Here is a 26,562-nt window from a genome sequence, read left to right as displayed (position 1 = left end):
TCCCGTACCCGAGGGGTTCGCCCTCGCCCCGGTGGACGATCAACCCCCGGACCGGTCGCGCGAGTTCACGGGGATCACGTGGCAGCACGCCGGTGTAGGGGCAAGGTCAAGGGCTGTGCAAGGCTCGTCCCATGCGCTACATCATCATCGGAGCAGGGGCCGTCGGCGGTGCGATCGGCGGGCGGCTCGCCGGTTCGGGGCACGAGGTCGTCCTGGTCGCGCGGGGCGCGCACCTGGCCGCGCTGCGGGAGGGCGGGCTGCGGCTGACGGTGCCCGACGGGCGGTACACCCACCGGCTGCCCGCGGTCGAAGGACCGGGCGAACTCGGCGAGTTGAGGCCCGACGACGTGCTGGTCCTCGCCGTCAAGGTGCAGGACACCGTGGCCGCGCTGCGGACCTGGGGCCCGGCCCCGGTCGCGGGCGGCGGCACGGCCGCCGAACGGCTGCCGCTGCTGTGCGCGCAGAACGGCGTGGAGGGCCAGCGACTCGCGCTGCGCGTGTTCCGGAACGTCTACGGGGTCTGCGTCTGGCTGCCGTCCACCTATCTGGAACCGGGTTCCGTCTCCGCCGGCGGCGCCCCGCTCACCGGCATGCTCCACCTCGGCCGTCATCCGCACGGCACCGACGAGACGGCCCGGCTGATCGCCGCCGACCTGGAGAAGTCCCACTTCGAGGCGCCGGTCGTGCCGGACGTGGCGCGCTGGCAGTACGCCAAGCTGCTGTCCAACCTCGGCAACGCCCTGGAAGCCGTCGCCGGTCCCGCCGCGGGCGACAAGGCCGGCGCGCTGTACCAGGGGGTGCGGGCCGAGGGCATGGCCGTACTCGACGCCGCCCGGATCCCGTACGCCGGCGTCGAGGAACAGCAGGCGCTGCGCGGCCACAAGGTGGACCTGGTGCCACTCGAAGGCGCCCCGCGCACGGGCGGTTCCACCTGGCAGTCCCTCGCCCGCGCCACCGGCACCGTCGAGGCCGACTACCTCAACGGCGAGATCGGTCTGCTGGGCCGTCTGCACGGCGTCCCGACGCCGCTCAACGACCTGCTCCAGCAGCTCGCCAACACCTTCGCGCGCGAGCGCCGCGCGCCGGGTTCGATGCCGATCGAGGAGCTGGCCCGGCTGGCCGACGACGCTGTCGCGTTTGTTCAAGAGTCCTGAGCGCGCCCTTCCTAGCGTGGGGCGCATGACGTACGACGACCCCGAGCACCTGCACGCGTACATGACCGAATGCGCCGCCGAGGCGGCCCGTGTGGCACGCGGTGTGCCCGCGGACCGGCTCGGCGAGCCCACCCTCCCCCACTCTCGGCTTCGCTCGAGCGGGGGGACCCCCACCCCCGACTGGGACGTCCGCGCCCTGGTCAACCACTGGGTCCTCTACACCTCCCACGGCCTGGAGCACCGGGCCCTGCGCAAGCAGCTCCCCGAGGAGCTGACCGCCCGGGACTTCACCGCCGACCCCGACTGGCCCGCGGCCTATGCCGCCCAGCTGGACCGGGCCGTGGCGGCCTGGGCCGACCCGGCGGTCTGGGAGGGCGAGGTCGACCTGGGGATGGCGAAGATGCCCGCCGTACAGATCGCCTCGATGGTCATCAAGGAGATGGCCCTCCACGGCTGGGACGTCGCCACCGCCACCGGTCAGGAGTACCGCGTCTCGGACGACGCGGCCCGGTTCGTGCTGCACGTGGTCGAGGAGCACGGTGCCCTCTACCGCCAGTACGACGGTTTCGCCGACCCGGTGCCGGTCCCCGACGACGCCCCCGTCTTCGACCGCGCGCTCGCCTCCAGCGGACGGGACCCCCGGCTCGCCCGAGCCTGAGGTACCCACCCCTGATGTACCCACGGAAACCCCAGGTGATTGGGTCAAGAAAACAGCGCGTGATTGGGTCAGGAAACTGAACCAATCCCCGACTACCGTCGACCGCATGACGAACAGCTCTCCCGTCCGCGTCGACTTCTGGTTCGACCCCGCCTGCCCCTTCGCCTGGATCACCTCCCGCTGGCTGACGGAGGTCGAGCGCGAGCGCCCGCTCGACCTCCGCTTCCACGTCATGAGCCTGTATCTGCACAACCTCGGCAACGAACTCCCCGACTGGTACCGGGACCTGGTCGACCGGTCGACCGGTCCGGTGCGGGTCGCCGTGGCCGCGGCGGAACAGCACGGGGAGAAGGTCCTGCGCGATCTCTACACCGCTTTCGGCACCCGTATCCACGAGCGCGAGGCCGAGGACTTCGAGGAGGTGATCGCCGAGTCGCTGGCCGAGCTGGGTCTGCCGGCCGATCTCGCCGCCGCCGCGCACGACCCGTCCCACGACCAGGCCGTCCGCCGCAGCCACGCAGCCGGCGTCGAGCCCGAGTCCGGCGGCTTTGTCGGCACCCCGACGCTGCACGTCGACGGAACCGTGTGGTTCGGACCCGTGCTCAGGGCCGTTCCGCGCGGCGAGCGGGCGGCCGAACTCTTCGACAGTTTCCGGGTCCTGGCCTCCCACCCCGACTTCTTCGAGCTGAAGCGCACCCGGACCGGCTCTCTGCGCCTCGACTGATCCGATGAATCTACCCCGAGGATCGGGGGATCGCGTCAATTTCCGTCCCGTTCATTGACTGGGGCACCCAAATGCTCCTACCTTTCCCGGCGTTGGGTACCGGCTTATCCCACGGGAGGGGTACATGCCCACGCACCGAAGAGCCGCCCTGGTCACCCTTGTCACCGCCGTGCTGGCCCTCGGGGTCCCGGGCCTCGTGGCCCCGGCCCAGGCGGCCGCGTCCTTTGACCTCTATGTCTCACCCACCGGTGACGACCATGCCGACGGCAGCGCACGACATCCCGTGCGCACGCTCCAGCACGCCCGCGACCTGGTCCGCGCCAGGACCGCCCACCTGAAGTCCGACCTCACCGTCCACCTCGCCTCCGGCACCTACCGCCAGTCCGGACCCCTGGTCCTCGACGCCCGTGACTCCGGCACGAACGGTCACCGGGTGATCTGGCAGGGCACCGGCGCCACCGTCGTCAGCGGCGGCCGCCAGGTCGTCGGCTGGCACCAGGTCCCCGGCCGCAAGGGACTGTGGGCCGCCCGCGCGCCCCAAGGGCTCACCGACACCCGGCAGTTGTACGTGGACGGGGTGCGCGCCCAGCGGGCCCGCGGGGCCGTGCCGGTCACGCTCACCCAGACCGCGACCGGTTACGCCGCCTCCTCGGACACGATCGCCCACTGGAAGCATCCGTCCGACGCCGAGTTCGTCTACACCAGCGGCGAGGCGTTGTGGAACATCGAGCGCAACGGACTCGGCCAGTGGACCGAGCCGCGCTGCCGTATCGCCTCCGCCGAGGGCACCACCATCACGATGGCCCAGCCCTGCTGGGACAACTCCAACAAGCGGGTCGAGTTCCCCGACATCCCCGGCCGCACGGTCAGCATGGTAGGCCCGGGCCATCTGACCAACAACGGCAAGGCCTCGTACGTCGAGAACGCTTACGAACTCCTCGACCAGCCCGGTGAGTGGTACCTCGACAAGAGCGCCCGAACCGTTTACTACCTGCCGCGCACGGGCGAGAACCTCGCCCGCGCCGATGTGGAGGCGGCGGCGGCCGAGAAACTCCTCGACGGACGCGGCACGTCCGACGCGCCGGTGCACGACATCGCCTTCCGGGGCATCCGGTTCAGCTACGCGACCTGGCTGACACCCTCGCAGCCCGAGGGCTTCTCCGAGATCCAGGCCGGCTACACCATCACCGGCGACAAGGGCTGGGCCACGCAGGGCCTGTGCCAGTACGTAGAGGGCGGCACCTGCCCCTTCGCCTCCTGGACGAAGATGCCCGGCAACGTGTCCTTCGCGTACGGGCAGCGCATCCAGTTCGCCGACGACGTCTTCGCGCATCTCGGCGCGTCCGGACTGGACCTGGGCACCGGCAGCAAGGACTCCTCCGTCAGCGGGAGCGTCTTCACCGACATCTCCGGAAACGGACTGGAGATCGCGGGAGTGGACGGCCAGACCCCCGCCTCCGGCGTCCAGGTGACGGACAACCACCTCTACGCCCTGCCCCGCGAGTACCACGGCGGAGTGGCCATCCTCAACGGCTACACCCAGCACAACACCATCGCCCACAACCAGATCGACCACGTCGGCTACAGCGCCGTCTCCATGGGCTGGGGCGGCTGGCCCGACAAGATCGGCGATCCGGCCACCCCGAACCCGAGCCACGACAACGCCGTGCGCGACAACCTGATCTTCGACTACATGCAGGGACTCGACGACGGTGGCGGCATCTACACCCAGGGGCTGACCGGCACCTCCATGGCCGACGGCGAGAAGGTCACCGGAAACGTCATCCACGACCAGTGGGGCCTGGGCAAGAACGTCTACACCGACAACGGCTGCACCTACGAGACCGTCGAGGGAAACGTCCTCTACCACGCCTCCTACGCCAACGTCGCCTCCCGGCACACCGACTACCGCGACGCCCTCGGCAACAACGACCCGACCCTCGTCAAGGACAACTGGTGGGAGGAGGGCACGGCCGACAGCGACAACAAGGGGCTGGTGACGACCGGGAACCACATCATGAGCGCGCTGTCCGACGTGCCGTCGGCGATCCTCGCCAACGCGGGACTCGAACCCGCCTACCGGGGCTTGCTGAGCCGCCGTGTCGGGGCCCCGTCCGTGCCGGAGGCGCCGACCCGCGTCGGCACCAGCACCGCGGGCGCGGACGCACTGTACGTCACCTTCAACCCGGCCTTCGTGGACAACGGTTCACCGGTGACGTCGTACACGGCACGGGCGTACGACGCGACGGGCAAGCAGGTCGCCCAACAGGATGTCTCCGCAGCCGAGTTCAAGCGGACGGCGCTGGTGCGGATCGGTGGACTGCCGTCGTCCGGCGGGCCGTTCACGGTGACGGTCACCGCGAGCAATGCCCGTGGCAGCAGCGAGCCGTCCCTCGCCTCACTGCCGCTGGCGCCCACCGCGGCGACCGCCCTGCCGGGCGCGCCCACCGGCCCCAAGCTGCGCACGTCGGCCACGGCGGCCACCCTCGCCTGGACCCCGCCGACCGCGACCGGGGACGCCAAGGTGGTCGGCTACCGGGTGACCGTCTCCGACGGACGTGACCCGATCGAGGTCACCGGCCGGGACGTCCTGGTCACCCAGCCCTCCGCCAAGGGCATGTTCCGGGTCATCGGTGGACTGAGGCCGGGCACGTCCTACACGGTCACCGTCGCCACGGTGACGGCGGCTGGGGTCGGCCCCGCGGCCACGGTGACGGCGACGACGACGCCCTGAGCCGACTGTCCCGGGTCACGGCCGGCCACGACGGCCACCGTGACTCGGGACCACGGCCGCCCGTCGTCACCCCCGCGCCGGCCAACGGCAGTTCGGCGATCGCCGATAGGCTCCCCTTCATGACCACGACCGAGGACTGGTCCAACACCCGCCTGTGGGTGGAGCGGAGTCTGCGGCCGGGGGAGCGCATCCGGGACGTCGGCGCGCTGCGGGGCGGCTGGACGTCGAGGATGCGGCGGCTGGAGATCGACGGTCCGGGGGAGCCGTACACGCTCGTGCTGCGGTCCTTCGTCAAACCCTTCTATCTCAGGGTCGCTTCGGGACTGCTCACCCGCGAGGCCGACATCCTCCGTCTCCTCGCCCCGACGAGCGTCCCGGCCGCCCGGCTGCACGCCGTCGACGCGGCGGGGGAGCACTGCGACCATCCGTCGCTGGTGATGTCGCTGCTGCCGGGGGGCCTGCGGCTGGACGACGATGACGACGAGGACGTGGAGCGCAGAAGCCGGCTGCTCGCCCGGCAGTTGGCCGCCATCCACGGGCTGCGGGTGCCGGAGGCGGACCGGCCGCGGACGTACGAGGCGTGGACCGCCCCGGACCGGGTGCGGATTCCCGAGAACACCTCGCGGCCGGAGCTGTGGCGCCGGGCCGTGGACGTGATCCGGCGTCCCGCTCCCGACCACCGACCGTGTTTCCTGCACCGTGACTTCCATCCCGGAAACGTGCTCTTCACCGGGTCCGGAACAGATCTCGCCGTCACGGGTGTCGTCGACTGGGTGGAGACGTCCTGGGGGCCGGCCGACCTCGACGTCGCGCACTGCTCGTCCGCGCTCACCCTGCTGCACGGTGTGCCCGCCGGCCTGCGCTTCGCCGACCACTACCTGGCCGCCGGCGGCACCCTCACCGACGATCCGGAGGCCCGCCGCTACTGGCGCGTCCTGGACGCCCTCGGCTTCGCCCCCGACGCCGAGAAGGTCGCCGTGCCCTGGCGGGAACTCGGCCGCACGGACCTGACGCCGGCCGTGCTCGCCCGACGCCTGGAGAACTATCTGCTGGCCTTGCTCGACTAAGCGGACATGGTGAAGTCCGCAGCGGTTCGGTAACGCCCCTGAAGGGGCGCGGGGCTGCGGTCGATATGCGGCTCCGCCGCGCGGGCGCGACCGGCCACGACGGCGCCGCGGACGACCGACCACACAGCGCGGCACTTCCAGCGGAGCGCTCAGGCGCCGATCGCGGCCAGCCGGGGCAGCCGCGCCCCGTCGTACCGCTCCAGCAGCACCCGTGCCACCTCCGGCGCCGGACCCAGCACGTCGGCCAGGACGTCTGCCTCCGTCGCGCCCCGGGCGATACGGTCCGGGAGGAAACCGGGGGCCAGGACGTACGGGGCGACGGCCACCCGCTCGCAGCCGAGCGCCCGCAACTCCCGTACCGCGTCCTCGGTCCGGGGGAGGGACGCGGAGGCGAACGCAGGTCGTACGGCGCACCAACCGGTGTGCCGCCACTCCCGCGCGATGTCAGCGATCACCGCGATCGCCTCCGGGTCGGACGACCCCGCCGAGGCCAGGACGACCCCGGTCGAGGACTTGTCGGCGGGCGTCAGCCCCGCCTCGTACAGACGCCGTTCCAGGGCCCGCAGGAGGAGCGGGGACGGGCCGAGTACGTCCGCCTGCCGGATGCGCAGCTGCGGCGGCGCCTCGCGCAGCACCGCCGGGATGTCGGCCTTCGCGTGGAAGGCGCGGGTCAGGAGGAGGGGGAGGGCGACGACATCGCGGACGCCCTCCGCCGCCAGGGACTCCAACACCCCGTGCACGGACGGGACGTTGAAGTCCAGGAAGCCCGTCTCCACGCGCAGCCCGGGTCGCAGCGACCGTACCCGGCGCACCAGGGCGTGCACGGTCGCCGCGTGCCGCGGATCGCGGCTGCCGTGGGCGATGACGAGGAGAACGGGCTTGTCGTACACGGGCGTTCAGCTCTTCACGAGAAGGCCGCGGCTGCGCAGCACCCAGCGCTCCAGCGGGCTGAAGATCAGCAGGTCGATGGCGATGCCGACGAACAGGATCAGGATGATGGCCTCGAACACCATGGCCATGTCGCTGTTGGTGCGCGCGTTCTCCAGCAACTGGCCAAGGCCCACGCCGAGATCGGGGAAGCTCGCGATGATCTCCGCCGCCATCAGGGAGCGCCAGGAGAACGCCCAGCCCTGCTTCAGACCCGCCACATAGCCGGGCATCGCGGCCGGCAGGACGACGTGCCAGATGCCCTTCACGCCCGTCGCGCCCATCGTGCGGCCCGCCCGCAGGAACAGCGGCGGCACCTGGTCGACGCCGGACACCAGGCCGTTGGCGATCGAGGGGACCGCGCCGAGCAGGATGACGGCGTACATCATCGAGTTGTTCAGCCCCAGCCAGATCACGGCCGGCGGCACCCACGCCACCGACGGCAGTGACTGCAGCCCGGACAGGATCGGGCCGATCGCCGCCCGCACGAACCTCACCCGCGCCACCAGCAGACCCAGCGGGGTGCCGATCAGCAGCGCGAAGAAGAAGCCCAGCAGACCGCGCGAGACGCTGGTCCAGATGTAGCCGAGCAGATCGCCCTTCAGCCAGGCGTCCTTGAAGGCGCTGCCCACCGCGCCGGGCGAGGGCAGCTTGGTCGGGTCGTCGACGATCGGGTACAGGACGAACCAGGCGGCCAGCACCACGCCGAGCGCGATGACCGGCGGCAGGATCTTGTTGACGAGGGTCTGCCGGAGCGTCGGGCGGCCGACGGCCGTGGTCTCCAGTGCGTCCAGGCCGGCCTCGACGCTCCCGGCGTCCTGGGCCGGTGTCGTCTCAGTGCTGGCCATGACGGCGGATCTCCCCACGCAGTACATCGGTGATCTCAAGGGACAGTTCGGCCACGGGCGCGTCCTCGATGCGCCGCGGCTGCGGGATGTCGACCGCCCACTCGCGGGCGATCCGGCCCGGACGCGACGACAGCAGCACCACCCGCTGGGCCAGCCGCACCGCCTCGCGCACGTTGTGCGTCACGAACAGGACGGACACGCCCGTCTCCGCCCAGATCCGGGTCAGTTCGTCGTGCAGCACGTCCCGGGTGATGGCGTCGAGCGCGGAGAACGGCTCGTCCATGAGCAGCAGGTTGCTCTCCTGGGCGAGCGCCCGCGCCAGCGCCGCGCGCTGGCGCATACCGCCGGAGAGTTCGTGGACGCGCTTGCCGTACGCGCCCTGCAGCCGGACCAGTTCGAGCAGGCGCTCCGCCTTCTCGCGGCGGTCGGCCTTGGCGACTCCCCTCAGTTTGAGGGCGAGTTCGATGTTCTTGCCCGCGGTGAGCCACGGGAACAGGGCGTGCTCCTGGAACATCAGGGCGGGGCGCCCGTCGGTCGTGATGGAGCCCGCGCTGGGCGCGTCCAGTCCCGCCACCAGGTTCAGCAGCGTGGACTTTCCGCAGCCCGAGGCTCCCAGGAGGGTGACGAACTCACCCGGCGCGACATCGATGCTGATGTCGTCCAGGACGAGCTGCTGCCCACCGGGTGTCGCGAAGGACTTCGAGACGTGCTCGAGGCGCGCCGCGTATTCGACGGACTCGTCGGCCTTGGCGAGCGTCGTGGTCGTGGCCATGGTCGTCACCTCCTGGGAACAGTTCGGGGCGTGCGTCAGCTGGCGCCGAGACCGGCGGCGTCGACCGTGGGCTCACCCTCGGCCTTGAGGACCTTGTTGAGGATGGTCAGGTCGTAGATGCCCTTGAGGTCGGGCTTCGCCAGCAGACCGGCCTTGACGGCGTGCTCCGCCTCGGTGTTGAGGGTGGAGGCCAGCGGGTCGTCGGTGAACTGGATCGACTTCCACGCCGGGTCCAGGACGTTCGGCTTGAGCGCCTTGCCGGAGTCCGCCTCCAGCTGCTTGTTGGCCGCCGCCTTCGCCTGGTCCGGGTTGGCGTTGATCCACTTGTTGGCCTCGACGGCGGCCTTCAGTACCGCCTCGACGGCCTTCGGGTGCTCCTTGAGGAACTGCTGGCGGACGATGATGTTCGTGATCACGAACTTCTTGTCGGGCCACAGCGAGGCCTCGTCCAGCAGGACCTTGCCGCCCTCGGCCACCAGCTTCGACGCGGTCGGCTCCGGCACCCAGGCGCCGTCGATCGAACCGGCCTTGAAGGCGTCCGGCGTGATCTTGTTGTCCGTGCGGACGACCGTGACGTCGCCCTTGCCGCTCTGCGCGTCGACCTTCCAGCCCTGGTCCGCGGCCCAGTTGAGGAACGCCACGTCCTGCGTGTTGCCCAGCTGGGGCGTCGCGATCTTCTTGCCCTTGACGTCCTTCAGGGACGTGATCTTCTTCGGGTTCACGACCAGCTTCACACCGCCGGACGCCGAACCACCGATGATCTTCAGGCTCTTGCCGTTGGACTTGGTGTAGCCGTTGATCGCCGGGGAGGGGCCGATCCAGCCGATGTCGATGGAGCCGGAGTTGAGCGCCTCGATCTCGGACGGGCCGGCGTTGAAGGTCGCGTAGTCGGCCTTGGTGGCGCCGAGTTCCTTCTGGAACAGGCCCTGCTCACGGGCGACCAGCGCGGTGCCGTGGGTCAGGTTGCCGAAGTAACCGATCTTCACGGAGTCCAGACCGTCGATCTTCGACGAACCGGCGGAGACCTTCTGCTTGGAGGAGGAATCGCTCTTGTTGGAGTCGGACCCGTAGCCGCAGGCGGCGAGAGTGAGAAGGGGAAGGGCGGCGACCACGGCGGCTCCGCGGCGCAGGAAGGTGGAGCGGTTGACAGGCACGGGAGGCTTTCCTCTCGTTGGCCCGGCGGTCACGGTCTCTCAGGTCGTGGCCGGGAGTTCGGCAAGGGTCTTCGTCGCTTCCGGGACGTCGGGTGGGGGGACGGGGCGCGCAGGCAGTGCGCGTACGTCAGCACACACATCGCGCCACTCCGCCCTGCCCGCTGCCGAGGGCGCCGCTGCCGACGCGGCCGCCCTCCTTCGCGAACGTGGAGTAGAAATCGGGGGAGTTCATCTCAGAAGTCCCACCCGTCGTCCTCGGCCTCGTCCTTGACGGGCTCGGGGGAGGCGAACGACTCGCCGACCATGCCCGCGGTGAGCGTGGTCCCGTCGCTGGGGTCGATCAGGATGAACGAACCCGTGCGGCGGGAGTCGGCGTAGGAGTCCACCGGCAGCGGCTCCGCGGTGCGGATCTTCACGCGGCCGATGTCGTTGGCGACGAGCTGTCCCGGGTGCGGGTGCAGGGACAGGTCGTCGAGCGTGAGCCGGGAGGGGATGTCCTTGACGATCGCCTTCACGGTGCGGGTGCCGTGCTTGAGGAGCACGCGGTGGCCGACGGTCAGCGGCGCGTCGGCGACGTGGCAGACGGTCGCCTCGATGTCCTGCGTGGTGGGCGGAGCGTCCTTGCTGGGCACGATCAGGTCGCCGCGCGAGATGTCGATGTCGTCCTCCAGCAGGATCGTCACCGACTGGGTGGTCCAGGCGACGTCGACCGGCTCGCCGAGCAGGTCGATGCCGGAGATCCGGGAGGCGTGGCCCGAGGGCAGCACGGTCACCGCCTCGCCGACGTGGAAGGAACCGGCGGCGATCTGGCCGGCGTAACCGCGGTAGTCGGGGTGCTCGGCGGTCTGCGGCCGGATCACGTACTGCACCGGAAGCCGGGCGTGGCAGTGGCTGAGGTCGTGGCTCACGGGAACGGTTTCGAGGTGTTCCAGGACCGTCGGGCCGCCGTACCAGTCCATGTTCGCCGACGGCTCCACCACGTTGTCGCCGGCCAGCGCGGAGATCGGGATCGCGGTGACCTCGGGGACGCCGAGTTCGGTCGCGTACGCCGTGAACTCCTGGGCGATCGCGGCGAAGACGGGTTCCCGGTAGTCGACCAGGTCCATCTTGTTGACCGCGAGCACCACGTGCGGCACGCGCAGGAGCGCGGCGATCGCCGCGTGCCTGCGGGTCTGCTCGACCACGCCGTTGCGGGCGTCCACGAGGATCACCGTCAGCTCGGCCGTCGAGGCACCGGTGACCATGTTGCGCGTGTACTGCACATGGCCGGGCGTGTCGGCGAGGATGAACCGCCGCTTCGGCGTGGCGAAGTAGCGGTAGGCCACGTCGATGGTGATGCCCTGCTCGCGCTCGGCCCGCAGGCCGTCCGTCAGCAGTGCGAGGTCCGGGGCCTCCTGGCCGCGGTTGCGGGAGGCGTGCTCGACGGCCTCCAGCTGGTCGGTCAGCACCGACTTGGAGTCGTGCAGCAGCCGTCCGACGAGTGTGGACTTGCCGTCGTCGACCGAACCGGCCGTCGCGAACCGCAGCAGGGTGGTCTCGGAGAGCTCCGTGGTCGTGGTCATCCTAGAAGTACCCCTCGCGCTTGCGGTCTTCCATCGCGGCCTCGGACAGCTTGTCGTCGGCGCGGGTGGCGCCCCGCTCGGTCAGCCGGGACGCGGCGATCTCCGTGATGACCTGCTCCAGCGTCACCGCGTCGGAGTCGACGGCACCGGTGCAGGACATGTCACCGACGGTCCGGTAGCGCACGAGCCGCTTCTCGACCTTCTCGCCGTCCTTCGGGCCGCCCCACTCGCCGGCGGTCAGCCACATGCCGTTGCGGCTGAACACCTCACGCTCGTGCGCGAAGTAGATCTCCGGCAGCTCGATGCCCTCGCGGGCGATGTACTGCCACACGTCCAGCTCGGTCCAGTTGGACAGCGGGAACACCCGCACGTGCTCACCGGGCGCGTGCCGGCCGTTGTAGAGGTTCCACAGCTCGGGGCGCTGGCGGCGCGGGTCCCACTGCGAGAACTCGTCCCGCAGCGAGAACACCCGCTCCTTCGCGCGGGCCTTCTCCTCGTCCCGGCGCCCGCCGCCGAAGACCGCGTCGAACTTCTCCGCCTGGATCTTCTCCGTCAGCGGCAAGGTCTGCAGCGGGTTACGGGTGCCGTCCGGACGCTCCTTGAGCACACCCCGGTCGATGTAGTCCTGTACGGAGGCCACATGGAGGCGCAGCCCATGTGCGGCCACCACACGGTCCCGGTACTCGAGGACCTCGGGGAAGTTGTGTCCGGTGTCCACATGCAGCAGCGAGAAGGGCACGGCGGCCGGCGCGAAGGCCTTCAGCGCCAGGTGCAGCATGAGGATGGAGTCCTTGCCGCCGGAGAAGAGGATCACCGGCCGCTCGAACTCGCCCGCCACCTCGCGGAAGATGTGCACCGCCTCCGACTCCAGCGCGTCCAGGTGGGACAGCGCGTACGGGGCGTCCGTCCCCTCGTGCACGGATGCGACGGTCGTCATGCCAGTCCCCTCTCGGTGAGCAGCGCGTGGACCGCGGCCGCGGACTCCTGGACGGTCTGGTGCTGGGACTCGATGCGCAGATCCGGCGACTCGGGCTCCTCGTAGGGGTCGTCCACACCCGTCAGCCCGGTCAGTTCACCCGCCGCCTGCTTGGCGTACAGACCCTTCACATCGCGTACGGAGCACACCTCGACCGGGGTCGCCACATGAATCTCGATGTACGCCGCCCCGCTCACCTGGTGCCGCTTGCGCACCGCGTCACGGCTGTCGGCGTACGGCGCGATGACCGGGACCAGCGCCTTGACGCCGTTGCGGGCGAGCAGTTCGGCGAGGAAACCGATGCGCTGCACGTTGGTGTGCCGGTCCTCGCGGCTGAAGCCGAGGCCCGCGGAGATGAACTCGCGGATCTCGTCGCCGTCGAGCACCTCGACGCGATGGCCCTCGGCGCGCAGCCGGCCGGCCAGTTCGTACGCGATGGTGGTCTTGCCGGCACTCGGCAGACCCGTGAGCCAGACGGTGGCTCCGGTGGTCACCTGCAACTCCTCGGTCGTCGTCATTCGTGCAGCCCGCACTCGGTCTTGGCCCGGCCCGCCCAGCGGCCGGCCCGCGCTTCCTCGCCCTCGAGCACCCGCCGGGTGCAGGGCGCGCAGCCCACGGAGGCGTAGCCGTCCATCAGCAACGGGTTGGTCAGGACGCCGTGTTCGCTCACATAGGCGTCCACGTCGTCCTGGCTCCAGCGGGCGATCGGGGAGATCTTGACCTTCTGCCGCTTCTCGTCCCAGCCGACGACCGGGGTGTTCGCCCGGGTCGGGGACTCGTCACGGCGCAGACCGGTCGCCCAGGCCGTGTAGCTCCTCAGGCCCTGCTCCAGCGGCTGGACCTTGCGCAGCTTGCAGCACAGGTCGGGGTCGCGGTCGTGCAGCTTCGGGCCGTACTCCGCGTCCTGCTCGGCGACCGTCTGGCGCGGGGTGAGGGTGATGACGTTGACGTCCATCACGGCCTCGACCGCGTCACGGGTGCCGATGGTCTCCTCGAAGTGGTAACCGGTGTCGAGGAACACGACGTCGACGCCGGGCATCGCGCGGGAGGCGAGGTGGGCGACCACCGCGTCCTCCATCGACGAGGTCACGCAGAAACGCTTGCCGAAGGTCTCCGCCGCCCACTGGAGGATCTCCAGCGCGGAGGCGTCCTCCAGATCGCGGCCCGCCTGCTCGGCGAGCGCCTTGAGCTCCTCGGTCGTACGGTCTTGCGTCACGGCGTTCATATCTCGTCTCCCGCTGCCTCGGAGTGCTGAAGGCCCCGGGCGAGCAGCCCGAGGAACTTCAACTGGAAGGCCCGGTTGCACGCCGCGCATTCCCAGGCGCCGTGGCCCTGCTCGGCCGGACGCAGGTCCTCGTCGCCGCAGTAGGGGCAGTAGAAGGGGGCGGCCCGCTCGCTCACGACAGGGCCTCCTCGGAGGCGCGTGCGGCCCAGGCGGCGAACCGCTCACCGTCCTCGCGCTCGTCCTGGAACCGCTTCAGAACGCGCTCGACGTAGTCGGGCAGCTCCTCGGCGGTGACCTTCAGGCCGCGCACCTTGCGTCCGAACCCGGCCTCCAGGCCGAGCGCGCCACCGAGGTGCACCTGGTACCCCTCGACCTGGTTGCCGTCCTTGTCGAGGACCAACTGCCCCTTGAGACCGATGTCCGCCACCTGGATACGGGCGCAGGCGTTCGGGCAGCCGTTGAGGTTGATGGTGATCGGCTCGTCGAACTCCGGGATGCGGCGCTCGAGTTCGTCGATCAGCAGGGAGCCGCGGGCCTTGGTCTCGACGATCGCCAGCTTGCAGTACTCGATGCCGGTGCAGGCCATGGTGCCGCGCCGGAACGGCGACGGCCTGGCCGTCAGGTCCAGCGCATCGAGCGCCGCGACCAGCGGCTCCACCTGCTCCTCCTCGACGTCGAGGACGATCATCTTCTGCTCGACGGTGGTGCGCACCCGGCCCGAGCCGTGAGCCTCCGCCAGGTCGGCGATCTTGGTGAGCGTGGTGCCGTCGACACGGCCGACGCGCGGTGCGAAACCGACGTAGTAACGGCCGTCCTTCTGCCGGTGCACACCGACGTGGTCACGCCAGCGCTGCAGCGGCTCGGCGGGCGCCGGACCGTCGATGAGCGTGCGCTTGAGGTACTGCTCCTCCAGCACCTGCCGGAACTTCTCCGCGCCCCAGTCGGCGACCAGGAACTTCAGCCGGGCCCTGGTCCGCAGGCGCCGGTATCCGTAGTCGCGGAAGATCCCGACGACGCCCGCCCAGACCTCCGGGACCTCCTCCAGCGGCACCCAGGCGCCGAGCCGGACGCCGATCTTCGGGTTGGTGGACAGGCCGCCGCCGACCCAGAGGTCGAACCCGGGGCCGTGCTCGGGGTGTTCGACGCCCACGAAGGCGACGTCGTTGATCTCGTGGACCACGTCGAGGAGCGGGGAACCTGAGATCGCCGTCTTGAACTTGCGCGGCAGGTTGGAGAATTCCTTGCTGCCGATGTAGCGCTCGTGGATCTCGTCGATGGCCCAGGTGCCGTCGATGATCTCGTCCTCGGCGATGCCGGCGACCGGTGAGCCGATGACCACACGCGGGCAGTCGCCGCAGGCCTCGGTGGTCGACAGCCCGACCGCCTCCAGGCGGTTCCAGATCTCCGGCACGTCCTCGATGCGGATCCAGTGCAACTGGATGTTCTGCCGGTCCGTGATGTCCGCGCTGCCCCGCGCGAACTCCTCGGAGATCCCACCGATCACCCGCAGCTGCTGGGTGGTGAGGCGGCCGCCGTCGATCCGCACCCGCAGCATGAAGTACTTGTCGTCCAGCTCCTCCGGCTCCAGGATCGCGGTCTTGCCGCCGTCGATCCCGGGCTTGCGCTGGGTGTACAGGCCCCACCAGCGCATTCGCCCGCGCAGGTCGTTGGGGTCGATGGAGTCGAAGCCCCGCTTGGAGTAGATCGTCTCAATGCGTGTCCGCACATTGAGACCGTCGTCGTCCTTCTTGAACTGCTCGTTGCCGTTGAGGGGGGTGTAGTGCCCCATCGCCCACTGGCCCTCACCGCGGTGACGGCTCACCTTGCGGCGGACTGGCGCGGCGGCGGGCTTCTGCGGGGTGGCGGCCATGGTGGTTACGTCCTTCGGGACAGGCGGGAATTCGGCTCTGACCTGCGCGTTCGGGCGCATGGGCATACATGCGCGACGTTGCGCAAAAGAGAGGGAATGTCAGGAGATATCGGGCTTCGCTGTGGCTGTCAGCTCGCCGGACAGATGGCGCTGGACATGCGGCCGAGATCGACGTGCCGCCGACTCACCAAGGCAATTCCAGTTCCAGACATGACGGAAGCGTGTCATGGCAATCTGGACACAGTCCACCTTCGTCCGCCATGCGGACATCCTTGTCTCGTTTGGTGAGACAGGGGTGTTGTCGATCACATGCGCCGTTCGTGCTCTTGTCCGCGCAGGTCAGACACGGTAGGCCCCCGGCCAGGGACCCGGCGCGGCCACCTCCGGCTGCTCCTCGACCCTGGTGTCGAAGAGCTGGAAGCCCCGCCGGAGATAGTTGTCCATCGCATGCTCCCCGTCCAGGCTGCACGTATGCAACCAGACCCGCTTGGTCGCGGCCAGCCCCGGCCAGCGGTCCGCGAGGTCCCAGGCGCGCGCGGCGCCGTACGACAGCAGGTGCCCGCCGATGCGCCGGCCGCGGAAGGCCGGGATCAGCCCGAAGTAGACGATCTCCACGACCCCGTCGTCCTGCGGCTCCAGCTCCACGTAACCGGCGGGCGTGCCACGGTCGTGGGCCACCCAGGTCTCCACGCCCGGCCGCTGAAGGTGCTCCAGCCACCGCGCGTGGCTCCAGCCGAGCCGGTCGATCCAGCGGATGTCGCCGCCGACGGACGCGTACAGGAAACGGCTGAACTCGGGGGAGGGCAGCTCGGAGCGCACGATCCGCACGTCCCCCTCGGGCGCGGCGGCCGGCAGGAGGTCGGCCGGGGCGGTCTGCTCCAGCGACCAGGTGGTCACGGGGATGTTCGTCATGCCCGCCAGAAAATCATTCGGCCAGGGATCTGTCGATCGAGCTCAGCGGCAGTGCGTACAGCATCCGCCCCGACTGGGACCAGACCTCGCCGGTCTCCTCCCAGAAGGACAGCGAGCCCGCCTGGCCGCCCCAGCAGTGGTGCGAGTCGTCCGAACCGCACTCGGTGGCCTTCCCCTCCTGTCGGTCCTGCCGCCAGAGGGTGCCCCGACCGTCTCGACTGTCGGACGGCCGGTCCAGATACCAGTCGGAGCCGTACGACAGGACGCCGACGACGCCGGTCGTTTTCGTCTCGTACGCCTCGCTGGCGAGCGCCCGTCCCTCGGCGTCGGTCGCCAGCAGGCCGGCGCGGGCCGGATTGCTGCTGAAGCGGTAGCGCCACAACCGGGTGTGCCGGTCACTGTTCGCGGGCACCGCCTCGCTCGCCACCAGGCTGTCGGGCGCGGTACTGCGGTCGAGGGAGACGGCCGCCGGACGCGGGGTGCCCCGGCCGAGCGCGTACGACCCCACGGCGGGCAGCACATAGCGGGCGCCGTACGCCGACCAGCCGCCGCGGACCCTGCCCACCCGGTCGCTGTCCACGGAGGCCCGCTGGACGCGGCGCAGATCGTAGACGTACAGGCCCTCGGCGGTGGTGACCAGCAGCTTGTCCTGGTACCAGACCAGTCCCGAGACGGTGGAGGCCAGGCCCGTGTAGTTGCGGCCGCCGTCGGTCGGCACGGCCAGCAGCGCCCAGGTGTAGGTGAGGTGGTCCGGGTCGTCCGCGTTGACGAAGGCGACCCGGGCCAGGCCCGGCCTGCCCGTCCGGCCGGTGTCCCGGCTCCAACCGGAGAGGATCACCCGGTCGTCGCCCCAGTGGCCGTCGTCGTCGGCGTCCCCGGAGGTCGTCACCGCGCCGGCCCGCCAGCCGCGGGTGTCGGCGGCGTCCCAGCAGTACGCGCGCGTGGCCGCCGGTTCGACCGGCAGCGCCGAGCGGTCGGCGGTCGTGCAGTCGGCCGGGGTGCGCAGCGAGCGGTCGGTGTCCGCGAGGACGGAGCGCACCCCGACGGGTCTGCCCATCGCCGAGGCGAGCCGGTCCAGAGCGGCCCGCGGGACCAGGTGCTCCTGAAGCGGGAACCCGGAGGTCCCGGCCGTGTCGAGCGCCTTCAGCCCCCCCGGGTCCTCACTCACCGTGGCCTGCGAGGCGCTGATCATGGTGGCGGCCGCGGTGAGCGCGAGGGCGGTCCCGGCCAGGAAAGCGCGCAGCGCGCGGCCACGTTTCTGCCGACGGTGCCTGCCACGACTCTTCATAGGTCCTCCCGAGGCGAGCCAACTGCGGCCAATGGTCCTTGTGTTGACCAAAGGCGCAGGTGGGGTGGCCCGTAGAGGGATGCTACGGCAGTCAAGGGCGGCTCGGCACGAAGACGCTGCAAATATGCGGAAGATGGTGCGTCACGGTCACTCGACGGGACCGGAAGGACACATTCGGGGCATCCCGTCCCTCATCCGCGCGCCCAGGACCGCGGGCGCCGTCGACTGCGGCAGCAGATCGCGCGGATCGTCCGGCAGCACCAGTTCGACCTCCGCGTCCTCCCCGAAGCGGTACGGCCGGTGCTCCAGCACACCGCCCAAGTAGCGCCGTACCCGGGACATCTCGGCGCGCACGGTCACCGTGCGCGCGGGGTCGCCGAACACCTCCTCGGCGAGCCCCGCCGCACTGTGCCCGCCCCGCCGCAGCGCCAGCAGGTACAGCAACTCGGCGTGCCGAGGACTCAGTTCACGGCTCCAGGAGCCGGCGCTCCCGGACACCGTCACCGACCAGCGGCGCGGCTGGGAGAGGTCCAGCACGACCCGGGTGGCCGTCCGTGGCTCCGGCTCGGCCGAGGCGCGCACCAACCAGCCCCCGGCCAGCGGCTCGACCGAGCACAGCCCGAGCGGCGGCAGCCACCGGCGGCCCGACGACAGGGACTTGGGCAGGGCGATCCGACTGGTGTACGGCATCCCGGTGACCGCGGCCGTCCAGCCGTCCCGGTCCACCACGAGGGCCTTCCCGCTCAGCCGGGCCAGCACCGGGGCCGCCGTGGCCCGCAGCCGCTCCAGCGAGCCCAGATGCAGCTCGCGCAGCCGGGACTCGGCGAGCTTGGCCACCGAGTCGACCCAGGCGAGCGTCGCCGGGTGCATCGTCTCCAGCGGCCCGCTGACGTCCACCACGCCGAGCAGCCGGCCGTCGCGCGGATCGGTGATCGGGGCGCCGCTGCACGTCCAGCTGGTCTGCGAGCGCACGAAGTGCTCCGAGCCGAAGACCTGCACGGGCCGCCGTACCACCGCCGGGGTGCCGATGCCGTTGGTGCCGACGACGTCCTCCCGCCAGTCCGCGCCCAGTTCGAAGCCGAGCCCGTCGGCCCGGCGCAGCACCGCGGGGCTGCCCTCCCGCCACAGCACCCGGCCGTCCTGGTCGGCGACCACCATGATGTGGTGGGCGACGTCCGCCACCGACAGCAGGCCCTCCCGCAGCACCGGCAGGATGTGCCGCAGCTCCGTGGTCTCCCGGCGTCTGCGCACGTCCTCGGGCGAGAGCAGGCCGGAGCGCCGGTCCCGGTCGGGATCGATGCCGCCGCGCAGCATGCGCTCCCAGGACTGTTCGATCACCGGGCGCGGAGCGACGGGCCCGCGCCCGCCGGCGAGCGTGGCGGAACGGACCTCGCTGAGTACCCGCGCCGCACGCGCCGTGTCGACCACGGCGAGCTGCGCCACGTCCGTCGGCGAGAGTGCCACTGGTCCTCCCCGGGGTCGTCTTGACTGTCCGTCTCATAGTGCCGGTCCCGGTTGACGGACGGACACAGTCCGGCCACAGACAGCAGCAAGTTGCAACCCCTTGCAACCCTGGTGAACGCTCCGAGCTTGTTTGAATATTGAGCGACGCCGTCCCGAGCGGCGTTCACGGCCTCGAACGGGCCAGTGCGGCGGGGGTGGTGCCGTGTCGGCGCAGCACCACTCCCGCCTTTGCCTTCGGCGATTTGGCGGGGTGCGCCATCCCGGGTGCGGGTTGGGTCGTGGCTGGTCGCGCCCGCGCGGCGGAGCCGCAAATCGACACAGCCCCGCGCCCCTGAGGTGGTGGACCTCACGTCAGTCGGTAGGGCGGGCTCGGTCCACCATCGAAGTCAGATCCAGCGTGTGGGGCAGGGTGCCGAAGGCTGCTCCTCCGTCGGCTCCCAGGCGGGAGGCGCAGAAGGCGTCGGCGACTTCCGGTGGGGCGAAGCGGGCCAGGAGGGAGCCCTGGAGGACCAGGGCGAGTCGTTCCGTCAGGCGGCGGGCACGGGCCTCGACACCGTCCAGGTCGGCGAGTTCGGTCAGGAGGTCCTTGATCGCGCCGTCGAGGCGGTGGTCGGCGCCGCGGGCCTTGCCGACCTCCTGGAGGTAGGCGTTCAGGGCGTGCGGTTCGCGTCGCAGCACGCGCAGCACGTCCAGCGCCTGGACGTTTCCAGCACCCTCCCAGACCGAGTTCAGCGGTGACTCGCGGACCAGCCGGGGCATGCCGGACTCCTCGACGTAACCGTTGCCGCCGAGGCACTCCGCGGCCTCCACGACGACCGGCGCGCACCGCTTGGTCACCCAGTACTTGGCGGCCGGTACGGCGATCCGCAGCAGCGCCCGCTCCTGCTCGCCGCCCTCGTCGCAGGCGGCCGCGAGCCTGAGCGCGAGGGTGGTCGCCGCCTCCGACTCCAGCGCCAGGTCGGCCAGCACGTTGCGCATCAGCGGCTGGTCGGCGAGCTTCGCGCCGAACGCCTCCCGGTGGGCGCAGTGGTGCACGGCCTGCGCGACCGCCTGCCGCATCAGGCCCGCCGAGCCCAGCACGCAGTCCAGCCGGGTCGCGGCCACCATGTCGATGATGGTGCGCACCCCCCGCCCCTCCTCACCGACCCGGCGCGCCCAGGTCCCGTCGAACTCGACCTCGCCGGAGGCGTTCGACCGGTTGCCGAGCTTGTCCTTGAGGCGCTGGATGAGGAAGACGTTGCGGGCACCGTCTTCCAGCACCCGGGGTACAAGGAAACACGTCAGCCCGCCGGGCGCCTGCGCGAGCACCAGGAACCCGTCGGACATGGGCGCCGAACAGAACCACTTGTGTCCGGTGAGCTCGTACTCGCCGTCCGCGGCGAGCGGCCGGGCGGCGGTCGTGTTCGCCCGTACGTCACTGCCGCCCTGCTTCTCAGTCATGCCCATGCCCAACAGGGAGCCGGCCTTGAGCCGGGCCGGCCTGAGCTCACGGTCGTAGATCATCGACGTCAGCCGCGGCTCCCACTCCGCGGCGAGAGCGGGATCGGTGCGCAGGGCGGGGACGGCGGCGTGGGTCATCGACAGGGGGCAGAGGTTTCCGGCCTCCACCTGGGTCCACACCACGAACGCCGCCGCTCTGCGCACATGGCCGCCGGGCCGGGTCCAGGCGGCGGTCAGGCCGGCCGCGACGCCCTTGCCGAGCAGCCGGTGCCAGGCGGGGTGGAAGTCGACCTCGTCGACACGGTGGCCGTAGCGGTCGTGCGTGCGCAGCCGGGGCGGGTTCTCGTTGGCCTGGGTGCCCCACTCCTGCAGCTGCGCCGACCCGGCGGACTGCCCGAGCGCCGACAGCTCGGCATGAACCTCGTCGAGCAGACCGGGGGCGAGATGACGCCCGACCGCCGCGGTCAGGGCATGGTCGGCGCCGTAGACGTCGTAGCCGGTCAGAGGTGGGGGCTGGTTGGTCACGGTGTGCGTGGTGCCTGCCATGCCGCGAAAGTACCCCGTACCGGCGCGGGTCAGCACACTTCAGCGCGCCGGGCGGTGCGTCACGCGAGCCGGGCCATCGCCGGCTCCCGCTCCAGCGCGTTGGACGGCCACCCCTCCCGGTACACCGTGTCCAGGTAGCGCTCGCCGAGATCCGGGGCGATCGCCACCGCCGTGAGGCCCTTGCGGCCGTGTTCCGCCAGCCACTGGCCCGCGCCGCTGATCACCGTGCCCGTCGAGCCGCCGAACAGGAAGCCCCGGGCGGCGAGCCGCCGGCACGCCAGCACCGTGTCGCTCTCCTCCACCCGGACCAGGTCGTCGACGTACGACTCGTCGAGCAGCCGCGGCGGCACGCTCGTGCCCAGCCCGGGGATCATCCGGCGCCCCGGCGCCCCGCCGAAGCTCACCGAGCCCACGCTGTCGACGGCCACGATCCGCACCCGGCGCCGCCACTGCCAGAACCAGCGGGCGCAGCCCATCAGGGTCCCCGTCGTGCCGGCCCCGACGAACAGGACGTCCAGATGCGGGAAGCGGCGGCCGATTGCCGGCGCGGTCGTCCGGTAGTGCGCCTTCCAGTTTCCGTGGTTGGTGTACTGGTTGAGCCACACGTATCTGTCGTCGGACGCGCACAGCGCACCCACGTACGCCATCCGGGCGCCCAGGAAACCCCCGCGCGGATCCGGCTCCTCGATCACGTGCACCTCGCTGCCCAGCGCCTCCATCAGCCGGATCGTCGGCTCGTTGCACCGCGCGTCGGTGACGCACAGGAACCGGTGTCCACGACTGGCCGCGATCACGCTGAGCGCGACGCCCAGGTTCCCGGACGACGACTCGACCAGCACCGATCCGGGCCGCAGCAGCCCGTCCCGCTCGGCGGCGTCCACCATCTCGGTGGCCGCCTTGATCTTGATGGAGCCGGCGAAGTTGAACCCCTCGCACTTCAGGTACAGCGGCAGCCCCAGCGCGGCCCGCAGGTCGACATAGAGCTCCTCCTCGTTGAACTGAACAGGGTCGGAAATGACGGGTATGATGTCCCCTTCTCATGCGTCACGCAGCCGGGCCGGTCAGCCGTACCGGCGCAGCTCGTGGAAGAACCCCTCGACGACGTTGAGCCCGCCCCGACGGGCCACCTCGTCGTGGACGAACCTGCCGACCGCCAGGTCGAGCACCCCCAGTCCGAACGGCGAGAACACCACCGTCCGGTCGTCCGGGACGCTCGCCCGGCCGGTCAGCACGTCGTGGAGCGTGCCGTCCAGGAAGTCGCGGCCCCCGGTGAGCTGTTCGGCCAGGTGCGGCGAGGTCTGTGCCTTCAGGCAGTGCTCGACGTCGTCCACGTAGTTGGCCGAGTCGAGCAGGATCCTCGGGTCGAGGTCCCGCAACGACACGTGCAGCACCAGCGGACGGTGCGCGAACCACGACGGGTCGTGGACGTGCGGCTCGGCGGCGACCGTCGCGAAGACCAGCAGGTCCGATGCGCGGACCAGCGACTCGGCGTCCTCGTGCACACCGATCCTCCCCTTCGCGCCCGTCCGCTCCAGATAGCCGCGGAACCCCGCCGCGCTGCGCGACGACACGTCGAACACGCCCGTCTCCTCGAACTCCCAGCCGGTGGCGGTGAGATGGGTGTGGATGTAGCGCGCGATCAGGCCGGTTCCCACGAACCCCACCCGCGTCGGCCGCGGTCGGCTCCGGCTCAACCGGTCGGCCGCCAGCGCGGCCGAGGCGGCCGTGCGGGTGGCGCTGATGACCGAGCTCTCCAGACAGGCGAACGGGTAACCGGTTTCGGGATCGTTGAGGATCAGCACCGCCGAGGCGCGCGGCAGACCGGACCGCGTGTTGTCCGGGAAACTGGAGATCCATTTCAGTCCGTCCACCCGCAGCGGTCCGCCCAGCGAGGCGGGCAGCGCGATGATCCGGGAGGCCGGACGGTCCGGGAAGCGCAGGAAGTACGACGGCGGGTTCACCGATTCGCCCGCCCCGTGCAGCAGGTACACGGCCTCGACGAGCTCGGCGATCTCGGACTCCCGCCCGTGCAGGGCCTGCTGGACCTGCTCACCGGAGATGACGGAGAAGGACGGTGCGGCGGCGGCGGTCATACGGTCCTCACCTCGAAAGCCGGCGCGCAGTCGGTCAGCCGTACGGGATCGCCGAGCGCGGCCAGCACCTCGCGCGGGCCCTCGAAGGGCTCCCGGCCGTGCGCCGTGCGGATGTTGTCGACGAGCAGCAGATCGCCGGACTGCCACGGCTCGCGCCGGGTGTGCGCCTCGTACACCTCGTTGATGGCGCGCACGACGCCCTCGTCGAGCGGATCGCCGTTGCCGTGGCGGGTGTTGAAGGGCAGCCCGTCGGGGCCGTAGACGTCGACCAGGTACTCGCGCACCTCGGGGTCCATGGTCCACTCGTTGAGGAATGCGACCTGGTTGAACCAGCAGCGCCGGCCGTCGGCCGGGTGCCGGACCACCGCGGCGCGGTGCTGCCGGGTGCGCAGGGAGCCGTCGTCCTGCCAGGCGAACTCGATGGCACGGGCGCGGCAGTGGCGTTCGACGGCGGCCCGCTCGTCGGTGCCGAAGGCCTCCTCGAGCGTGGCGCCGATCTCGTCGTTGTACGTCCGGGTCAGCAGCCAGCCCTCCCGCTCGAACCGTTCGGTCAGCTCCACGGGCAGCGCCTGAAGCACCGCCGGTCCGTCGGCGAGGGCGGTCGCCCCGCCCGACTCCGGCGCCTCCAGGCAGGCGAAGAGCAGCAGACCCGGGAACTCGAGGGAGTAGCTGAGCTCGTGATGCATGCACATCTGCTGGTTGGGCGGCCACTTGGAGGAGGAGTACACGCCGTCCCCGTAGGAACGGCGGGGCGCGAACGGCTCGGGGTCGGCCATCAGGGCGTCGGTGAGGTGCCCGAACACCGCTCGTGCGGCCGTCGGTTCGGTCAGGCCGAGCCCGCGGACCATCAGACTGCCGTGCTCGGCGACCGCGGCACGCAGCGCGTCACGGTGTTCGGCGGCCCAACTCGCCGCGCCCGCCCCGGGCTCGGCGTGCAGGAGCGGTGGACGGCCGGGAGCTGTGTCGATGTCCGGCGAAAGAGCCGGGGACGCGTGCGTCATTGCATCTGTTCCTTTCCATGGCGCTGGTCCAGCAGGCCTGCCAGGTCCGCGAGGACCGGGTGGCGGGTGACGTCGTCGATGGTGACCGCCCGGTCCAGGGCGATCGCGAGCTTCACGGCGGACAGCGAGGTGCCGCCGCGGTCGAAGAAGTGGTCCCGACGGCCGATCCGGTCCGCGGAAATGCCGAGCACCTCGGCCCAGGCCGCGGCCATGCGCCGCTCCCCGGGGCTGTCCGGGCCACCGGAGGCGTCACCGTCCGGCCACCGGTCCGCGGAGGCTTCGCGGTCCAGCCGCCCGGCAAGACGCTCGAGGGCCTTGCGGTCGGTCTTGCCGTTGCCGGTCAGGGGCAGCCGCTCCCGCCAGTGCACGACCGCCGGCACCATGTACTCCGGCAGCGACCGGGCCAGCCGAGCCCGTACCCGGTCGGCGTCCACCGGCTCCGGCCCCGTGCAGAACGCCACCAGCCGCGCGCCCCCCACGACGACCACCGCGCCGTCGCGCACCCCGTCCACCCGCAGCAGCGCGTTCTCGATCTCGCCGATCTCCACCCGGAATCCGCGGACCTTGACCTGGCTGTCCCGGCGCCCGAGGAACTCCAGCTTCCCGTCCGGCCGCCAGCGCCCGTGATCCCCGCTGCGGTACAGCCGTTCGCCGGGCCGGTACGGGTCGTCGGTGAAGGCCGCCTTGGTCCGCTCGGGGTCGTTGACGTACCCGCGGCCCACGCAGACCCCGGAGAAGACGATCTCGCCGGGCGCGCCCAGCGGCACGGGCACCAGGTCCTCGTCGACGACGTAGACGCGGACGTTCGCGATCGGCCGCCCGAGCGGCACCCGGGACCCGTCCGGCGCCCGGTCCATCACCTCGTGGTTGGTGTCGTCAGAAGTCTCGGTCAGGCCATAGGCGTTGACCAGCCGGATGCCGGGCTCGACGGTGAACCAGCGCTCGACCAGCTCCCGCTTCACCGCCTCCCCGGTCACCGAAACGCAGCGCAGGTCCGGCAGTTCGCGCGGCCGCTGCTCCAACTCGGCCAGCACCGCCTCCAGATACGACGGCACGACCTGCAGCACGTTCACCCGGCCCCGCGCGATCGTGTCCACGAACCGCGGCACGTCGAGGATCGTCTCCTGCCCGAGGATCAGCGTCCGCCCGCCGACCAGCAGCGCGGAGACCAGCTGCCACAGGGAGATGTCGAAGCACTGCGGCGCGGTCTGCGCGACCGTCCGCCCGGCGCCGACGCCCAGGTCGGCGATCTTCGCGAGGACGTGGTTGACGAACCCGGCGTGCTCGCACATCGCGCCCTTGGGCTCACCGGTGGAGCCCGAGGTGAAGTAGATGTAGGCGAGCTGGCCTGCGGTGACGGGCAGGCCGAGATCGCGCTCGGCGTGCCCCTCGCCGTACGCCATGTCCACGAACAGCTTCCGGACGCGCCCGCCCACCCGGGTGTCGCTGCCGTGCTCGGTGATGACCAGGGCGCACTCCGCCCGCTCGAGCGTCCGCGCGATCCGGTCGGCCGGGAAGTGCGGCTCGACGGGCAGATAGACACCGCCCGCCTTCAGGACGCCGAGCACGGCCGCCGCCCAGTCCAGGTTCCGCTCCAGCACCACGGCGACCACGCCCTCGTGCCGCAGCCCCCGGGCGAGCAGCGCCCGCGCTATGCGGTTGGCACGGGAGTTCAACTCGCCGTACGTCCACCGCCGGCCGTCCTGGAGGACGGCCACCGCGTCCGGGTGCAGCGCCGCCCGCTCCTCGAACAGCTCGTGCACCCGCCGGTCCGGCAGCTGTCGGCAGGGACCCGCCAACTCGTCCAGCTGGAAACGGAGTTCCTCCTCGGAGAGCAGGGTGGGCCGGTGCGGGTCGGTGAGCGCGGTGAGGTGGTATCCGGCGACACGGGCGGCGGCCGCGGCGTCGAGAATGTCGGTGCGGTAGCGCAGCCGCAGGATGCGGCCCTGGAGACCGACCTGCACACCGGGGTCGGTGAGGGCCGGTGCTCCGCGTTCGCCGGAGAGTTCGGCGAGCACCCTGAGGTGGGCGGCCGCGAGGGCCGACGGATCGCTCGGCACGCTCTCCGGCAGTGCGATGTCGTACTCCGCGACGCCCGGTACCGGGTCGAGCGTCCAGCGCGGGATGATGTCCATGGATCTCGTTCC

General features: G+C 71.1%; 24 protein-coding genes. 5 read left to right on the top strand and 19 right to left on the bottom strand.

Annotation, left to right across the window (positions count from 1 at the left end; translation table 11 throughout):
* The first annotated feature begins 131 nt into the window (after positions 1-131).
* The 5 genes from ABZ453_RS23405 (at position 132) to ABZ453_RS23385 (ending at position 6,337) form a co-directional block, all read left to right on the top strand.
* Positions 132-1,154, top strand: coding sequence for a 2-dehydropantoate 2-reductase N-terminal domain-containing protein (locus ABZ453_RS23405; protein WP_359017256.1), 1,023 nt, complete (start codon positions 132-134; stop codon positions 1,152-1,154).
* A 25-nt stretch (positions 1,155-1,179) separates the two neighbouring features.
* A complete protein-coding gene (locus ABZ453_RS23400) occupies positions 1,180-1,812 on the top strand; it encodes a TIGR03086 family metal-binding protein (RefSeq protein WP_359017254.1) in 633 nt (210 codons plus the stop codon).
* 106 nt (positions 1,813-1,918) lie between these two features.
* Complete coding sequence (locus tag ABZ453_RS23395; RefSeq protein WP_359017252.1) at positions 1,919-2,536, top strand: DsbA family protein; 618 nt, start codon at positions 1,919-1,921, stop codon at positions 2,534-2,536.
* A gap of 124 nt (positions 2,537-2,660) precedes the next feature.
* Entirely contained in the window at positions 2,661-5,270 is a 2,610-nt protein-coding gene (locus tag ABZ453_RS23390) for a fibronectin type III domain-containing protein (protein WP_359017250.1), read from the top strand.
* A 119-nt stretch (positions 5,271-5,389) separates the two neighbouring features.
* On the top strand, positions 5,390-6,337 hold the full coding sequence (locus tag ABZ453_RS23385; RefSeq protein ID WP_359017248.1) for an aminoglycoside phosphotransferase family protein: 948 nt from the start codon (positions 5,390-5,392) through the stop codon (positions 6,335-6,337).
* 149 nt (positions 6,338-6,486) lie between these two features.
* Here ABZ453_RS23385 and ABZ453_RS23380 read toward each other — a convergent pair whose 3' ends face one another.
* From ABZ453_RS23380 to ABZ453_RS23290, 19 genes are all read right to left on the bottom strand, one after another.
* Positions 6,487-7,227 carry a sirohydrochlorin chelatase gene (locus ABZ453_RS23380; RefSeq protein WP_359017246.1) on the bottom strand — a complete coding sequence of 247 codons (741 nt, stop codon included), beginning with the start codon at positions 7,225-7,227 and terminating at the stop codon, positions 6,487-6,489.
* A 6-nt stretch (positions 7,228-7,233) separates the two neighbouring features.
* The gene (locus ABZ453_RS23375; protein ID WP_359017244.1) at positions 7,234-8,112 is read right to left on the bottom strand and encodes an ABC transporter permease; all 879 of its coding nucleotides are present in this window, start codon (positions 8,110-8,112) and stop codon (positions 7,234-7,236) included.
* Positions 8,099-8,884, bottom strand: coding sequence for an ABC transporter ATP-binding protein (locus ABZ453_RS23370; RefSeq protein WP_356762032.1), 786 nt, complete (start codon positions 8,882-8,884; stop codon positions 8,099-8,101). Before ABZ453_RS23370 ends, ABZ453_RS23375 begins: the two co-directional genes overlap by 14 nt.
* Positions 8,885-8,919: 35 nt before the next feature.
* Positions 8,920-10,038, bottom strand: a complete 1,119-nt coding sequence (locus ABZ453_RS23365; RefSeq protein ID WP_359017241.1) for an aliphatic sulfonate ABC transporter substrate-binding protein — start codon at positions 10,036-10,038, stop codon at positions 8,920-8,922.
* Positions 10,039-10,271: 233 nt separating this feature from the next.
* Positions 10,272-11,600: a GTP-binding protein gene (locus ABZ453_RS23360; protein ID WP_359017239.1), complete on the bottom strand. Its 1,329-nt coding sequence runs from the start codon at positions 11,598-11,600 to the stop codon at positions 10,272-10,274.
* A gap of 1 nt (position 11,601) precedes the next feature.
* On the bottom strand, positions 11,602-12,537 hold the full coding sequence (gene cysD, locus ABZ453_RS23355) for a sulfate adenylyltransferase subunit CysD (protein WP_359017237.1): 936 nt from the start codon (positions 12,535-12,537) through the stop codon (positions 11,602-11,604).
* Complete coding sequence (gene cysC, locus ABZ453_RS23350; protein ID WP_359017309.1) at positions 12,534-13,070, bottom strand: adenylyl-sulfate kinase; 537 nt, start codon at positions 13,068-13,070, stop codon at positions 12,534-12,536. Before cysC ends, cysD begins: the two co-directional genes overlap by 4 nt.
* Before the next feature lie 20 nt (positions 13,071-13,090).
* Positions 13,091-13,801, bottom strand: a complete 711-nt coding sequence (locus ABZ453_RS23345) for a phosphoadenylyl-sulfate reductase (protein WP_359017235.1) — start codon at positions 13,799-13,801, stop codon at positions 13,091-13,093.
* Positions 13,798-13,977, bottom strand: a complete 180-nt coding sequence (locus ABZ453_RS23340; protein WP_133041655.1) for a hypothetical protein — start codon at positions 13,975-13,977, stop codon at positions 13,798-13,800. The genes ABZ453_RS23345 and ABZ453_RS23340 overlap by 4 nt, the downstream gene beginning before the upstream one ends.
* Positions 13,974-15,671 carry a nitrite/sulfite reductase gene (locus ABZ453_RS23335; RefSeq protein ID WP_359017232.1) on the bottom strand — a complete coding sequence of 566 codons (1,698 nt, stop codon included), beginning with the start codon at positions 15,669-15,671 and terminating at the stop codon, positions 13,974-13,976. The genes ABZ453_RS23340 and ABZ453_RS23335 overlap by 4 nt, the downstream gene beginning before the upstream one ends.
* Before the next feature lie 128 nt (positions 15,672-15,799).
* A complete protein-coding gene (locus tag ABZ453_RS23330) occupies positions 15,800-15,883 on the bottom strand; it encodes a putative leader peptide (protein WP_309486338.1) in 84 nt (27 codons plus the stop codon).
* A gap of 127 nt (positions 15,884-16,010) precedes the next feature.
* Positions 16,011-16,583, bottom strand: a complete 573-nt coding sequence (locus ABZ453_RS23325) for a GNAT family N-acetyltransferase (protein ID WP_359017230.1) — start codon at positions 16,581-16,583, stop codon at positions 16,011-16,013.
* Positions 16,584-16,596: 13 nt separating this feature from the next.
* On the bottom strand, positions 16,597-17,871 hold the full coding sequence (locus ABZ453_RS23320) for a hypothetical protein (protein ID WP_359017229.1): 1,275 nt from the start codon (positions 17,869-17,871) through the stop codon (positions 16,597-16,599).
* Between the two features lie 147 nt (positions 17,872-18,018).
* A complete protein-coding gene (locus ABZ453_RS23315; RefSeq protein ID WP_359017227.1) occupies positions 18,019-19,335 on the bottom strand; it encodes a GAF domain-containing protein in 1,317 nt (438 codons plus the stop codon).
* 351 nt (positions 19,336-19,686) lie between these two features.
* Entirely contained in the window at positions 19,687-21,321 is a 1,635-nt protein-coding gene (locus ABZ453_RS23310) for an acyl-CoA dehydrogenase family protein (protein WP_359017225.1), read from the bottom strand.
* A 59-nt stretch (positions 21,322-21,380) separates the two neighbouring features.
* Positions 21,381-22,346, bottom strand: coding sequence for a 2,3-diaminopropionate biosynthesis protein SbnA (gene sbnA / locus ABZ453_RS23305; RefSeq protein WP_359017307.1), 966 nt, complete (start codon positions 22,344-22,346; stop codon positions 21,381-21,383).
* Between the two features lie 36 nt (positions 22,347-22,382).
* Positions 22,383-23,414 carry a 2,3-diaminopropionate biosynthesis protein SbnB gene (sbnB, locus tag ABZ453_RS23300; RefSeq protein WP_359017223.1) on the bottom strand — a complete coding sequence of 344 codons (1,032 nt, stop codon included), beginning with the start codon at positions 23,412-23,414 and terminating at the stop codon, positions 22,383-22,385.
* Positions 23,411-24,415: a TauD/TfdA family dioxygenase gene (locus ABZ453_RS23295; RefSeq protein ID WP_359017221.1), complete on the bottom strand. Its 1,005-nt coding sequence runs from the start codon at positions 24,413-24,415 to the stop codon at positions 23,411-23,413. Before ABZ453_RS23295 ends, sbnB begins: the two co-directional genes overlap by 4 nt.
* Positions 24,412-26,550, bottom strand: coding sequence for a non-ribosomal peptide synthetase (locus ABZ453_RS23290; RefSeq protein ID WP_359017219.1), 2,139 nt, complete (start codon positions 26,548-26,550; stop codon positions 24,412-24,414). Before ABZ453_RS23290 ends, ABZ453_RS23295 begins: the two co-directional genes overlap by 4 nt.
* Positions 26,551-26,562: the final 12 nt, after the last annotated feature.

This window comes from Streptomyces sp. NPDC005799 (assembly GCF_040630525.1).
Taxonomy (GTDB): domain Bacteria; phylum Actinomycetota; class Actinomycetes; order Streptomycetales; family Streptomycetaceae; genus Streptomyces; species Streptomyces griseorubiginosus_B.
This window is presented reverse-complemented; position numbering and strand designations above follow the sequence as displayed.

Coding starts and splice junctions, on each gene's coding strand:
- ABZ453_RS23405 (WP_359017256.1), top strand. CDS start 132: ATGCGCTACATCATCATCGGAGCAGGGGCCGTCGGCGGTGCGATCGGC.
- ABZ453_RS23400 (WP_359017254.1), top strand. CDS start 1,180: ATGACGTACGACGACCCCGAGCACCTGCACGCGTACATGACCGAATGC.
- ABZ453_RS23395 (WP_359017252.1), top strand. CDS start 1,919: ATGACGAACAGCTCTCCCGTCCGCGTCGACTTCTGGTTCGACCCCGCC.
- ABZ453_RS23390 (WP_359017250.1), top strand. CDS start 2,661: ATGCCCACGCACCGAAGAGCCGCCCTGGTCACCCTTGTCACCGCCGTG.
- ABZ453_RS23385 (WP_359017248.1), top strand. CDS start 5,390: ATGACCACGACCGAGGACTGGTCCAACACCCGCCTGTGGGTGGAGCGG.
- ABZ453_RS23375 (WP_359017244.1), bottom strand. CDS start 8,112: ATGGCCAGCACTGAGACGACACCGGCCCAGGACGCCGGGAGCGTCGAG.
- ABZ453_RS23370 (WP_356762032.1), bottom strand. CDS start 8,884: ATGGCCACGACCACGACGCTCGCCAAGGCCGACGAGTCCGTCGAATAC.
- ABZ453_RS23360 (WP_359017239.1), bottom strand. CDS start 11,600: ATGACCACGACCACGGAGCTCTCCGAGACCACCCTGCTGCGGTTCGCG.
- cysD (WP_359017237.1), bottom strand. CDS start 12,537: ATGACGACCGTCGCATCCGTGCACGAGGGGACGGACGCCCCGTACGCG.
- ABZ453_RS23345 (WP_359017235.1), bottom strand. CDS start 13,801: ATGAACGCCGTGACGCAAGACCGTACGACCGAGGAGCTCAAGGCGCTC.
- ABZ453_RS23335 (WP_359017232.1), bottom strand. CDS start 15,671: ATGGCCGCCACCCCGCAGAAGCCCGCCGCCGCGCCAGTCCGCCGCAAG.
- ABZ453_RS23330 (WP_309486338.1), bottom strand. CDS start 15,883: ATGTCTGGAACTGGAATTGCCTTGGTGAGTCGGCGGCACGTCGATCTC.
- ABZ453_RS23325 (WP_359017230.1), bottom strand. CDS start 16,583: ATGACGAACATCCCCGTGACCACCTGGTCGCTGGAGCAGACCGCCCCG.
- ABZ453_RS23320 (WP_359017229.1), bottom strand. CDS start 17,871: ATGAAGAGTCGTGGCAGGCACCGTCGGCAGAAACGTGGCCGCGCGCTG.
- ABZ453_RS23310 (WP_359017225.1), bottom strand. CDS start 21,321: ATGGCAGGCACCACGCACACCGTGACCAACCAGCCCCCACCTCTGACC.
- sbnB (WP_359017223.1), bottom strand. CDS start 23,414: ATGACCGCCGCCGCCGCACCGTCCTTCTCCGTCATCTCCGGTGAGCAG.
- ABZ453_RS23295 (WP_359017221.1), bottom strand. CDS start 24,415: ATGACGCACGCGTCCCCGGCTCTTTCGCCGGACATCGACACAGCTCCC.
- ABZ453_RS23290 (WP_359017219.1), bottom strand. CDS start 26,550: ATGGACATCATCCCGCGCTGGACGCTCGACCCGGTACCGGGCGTCGCG.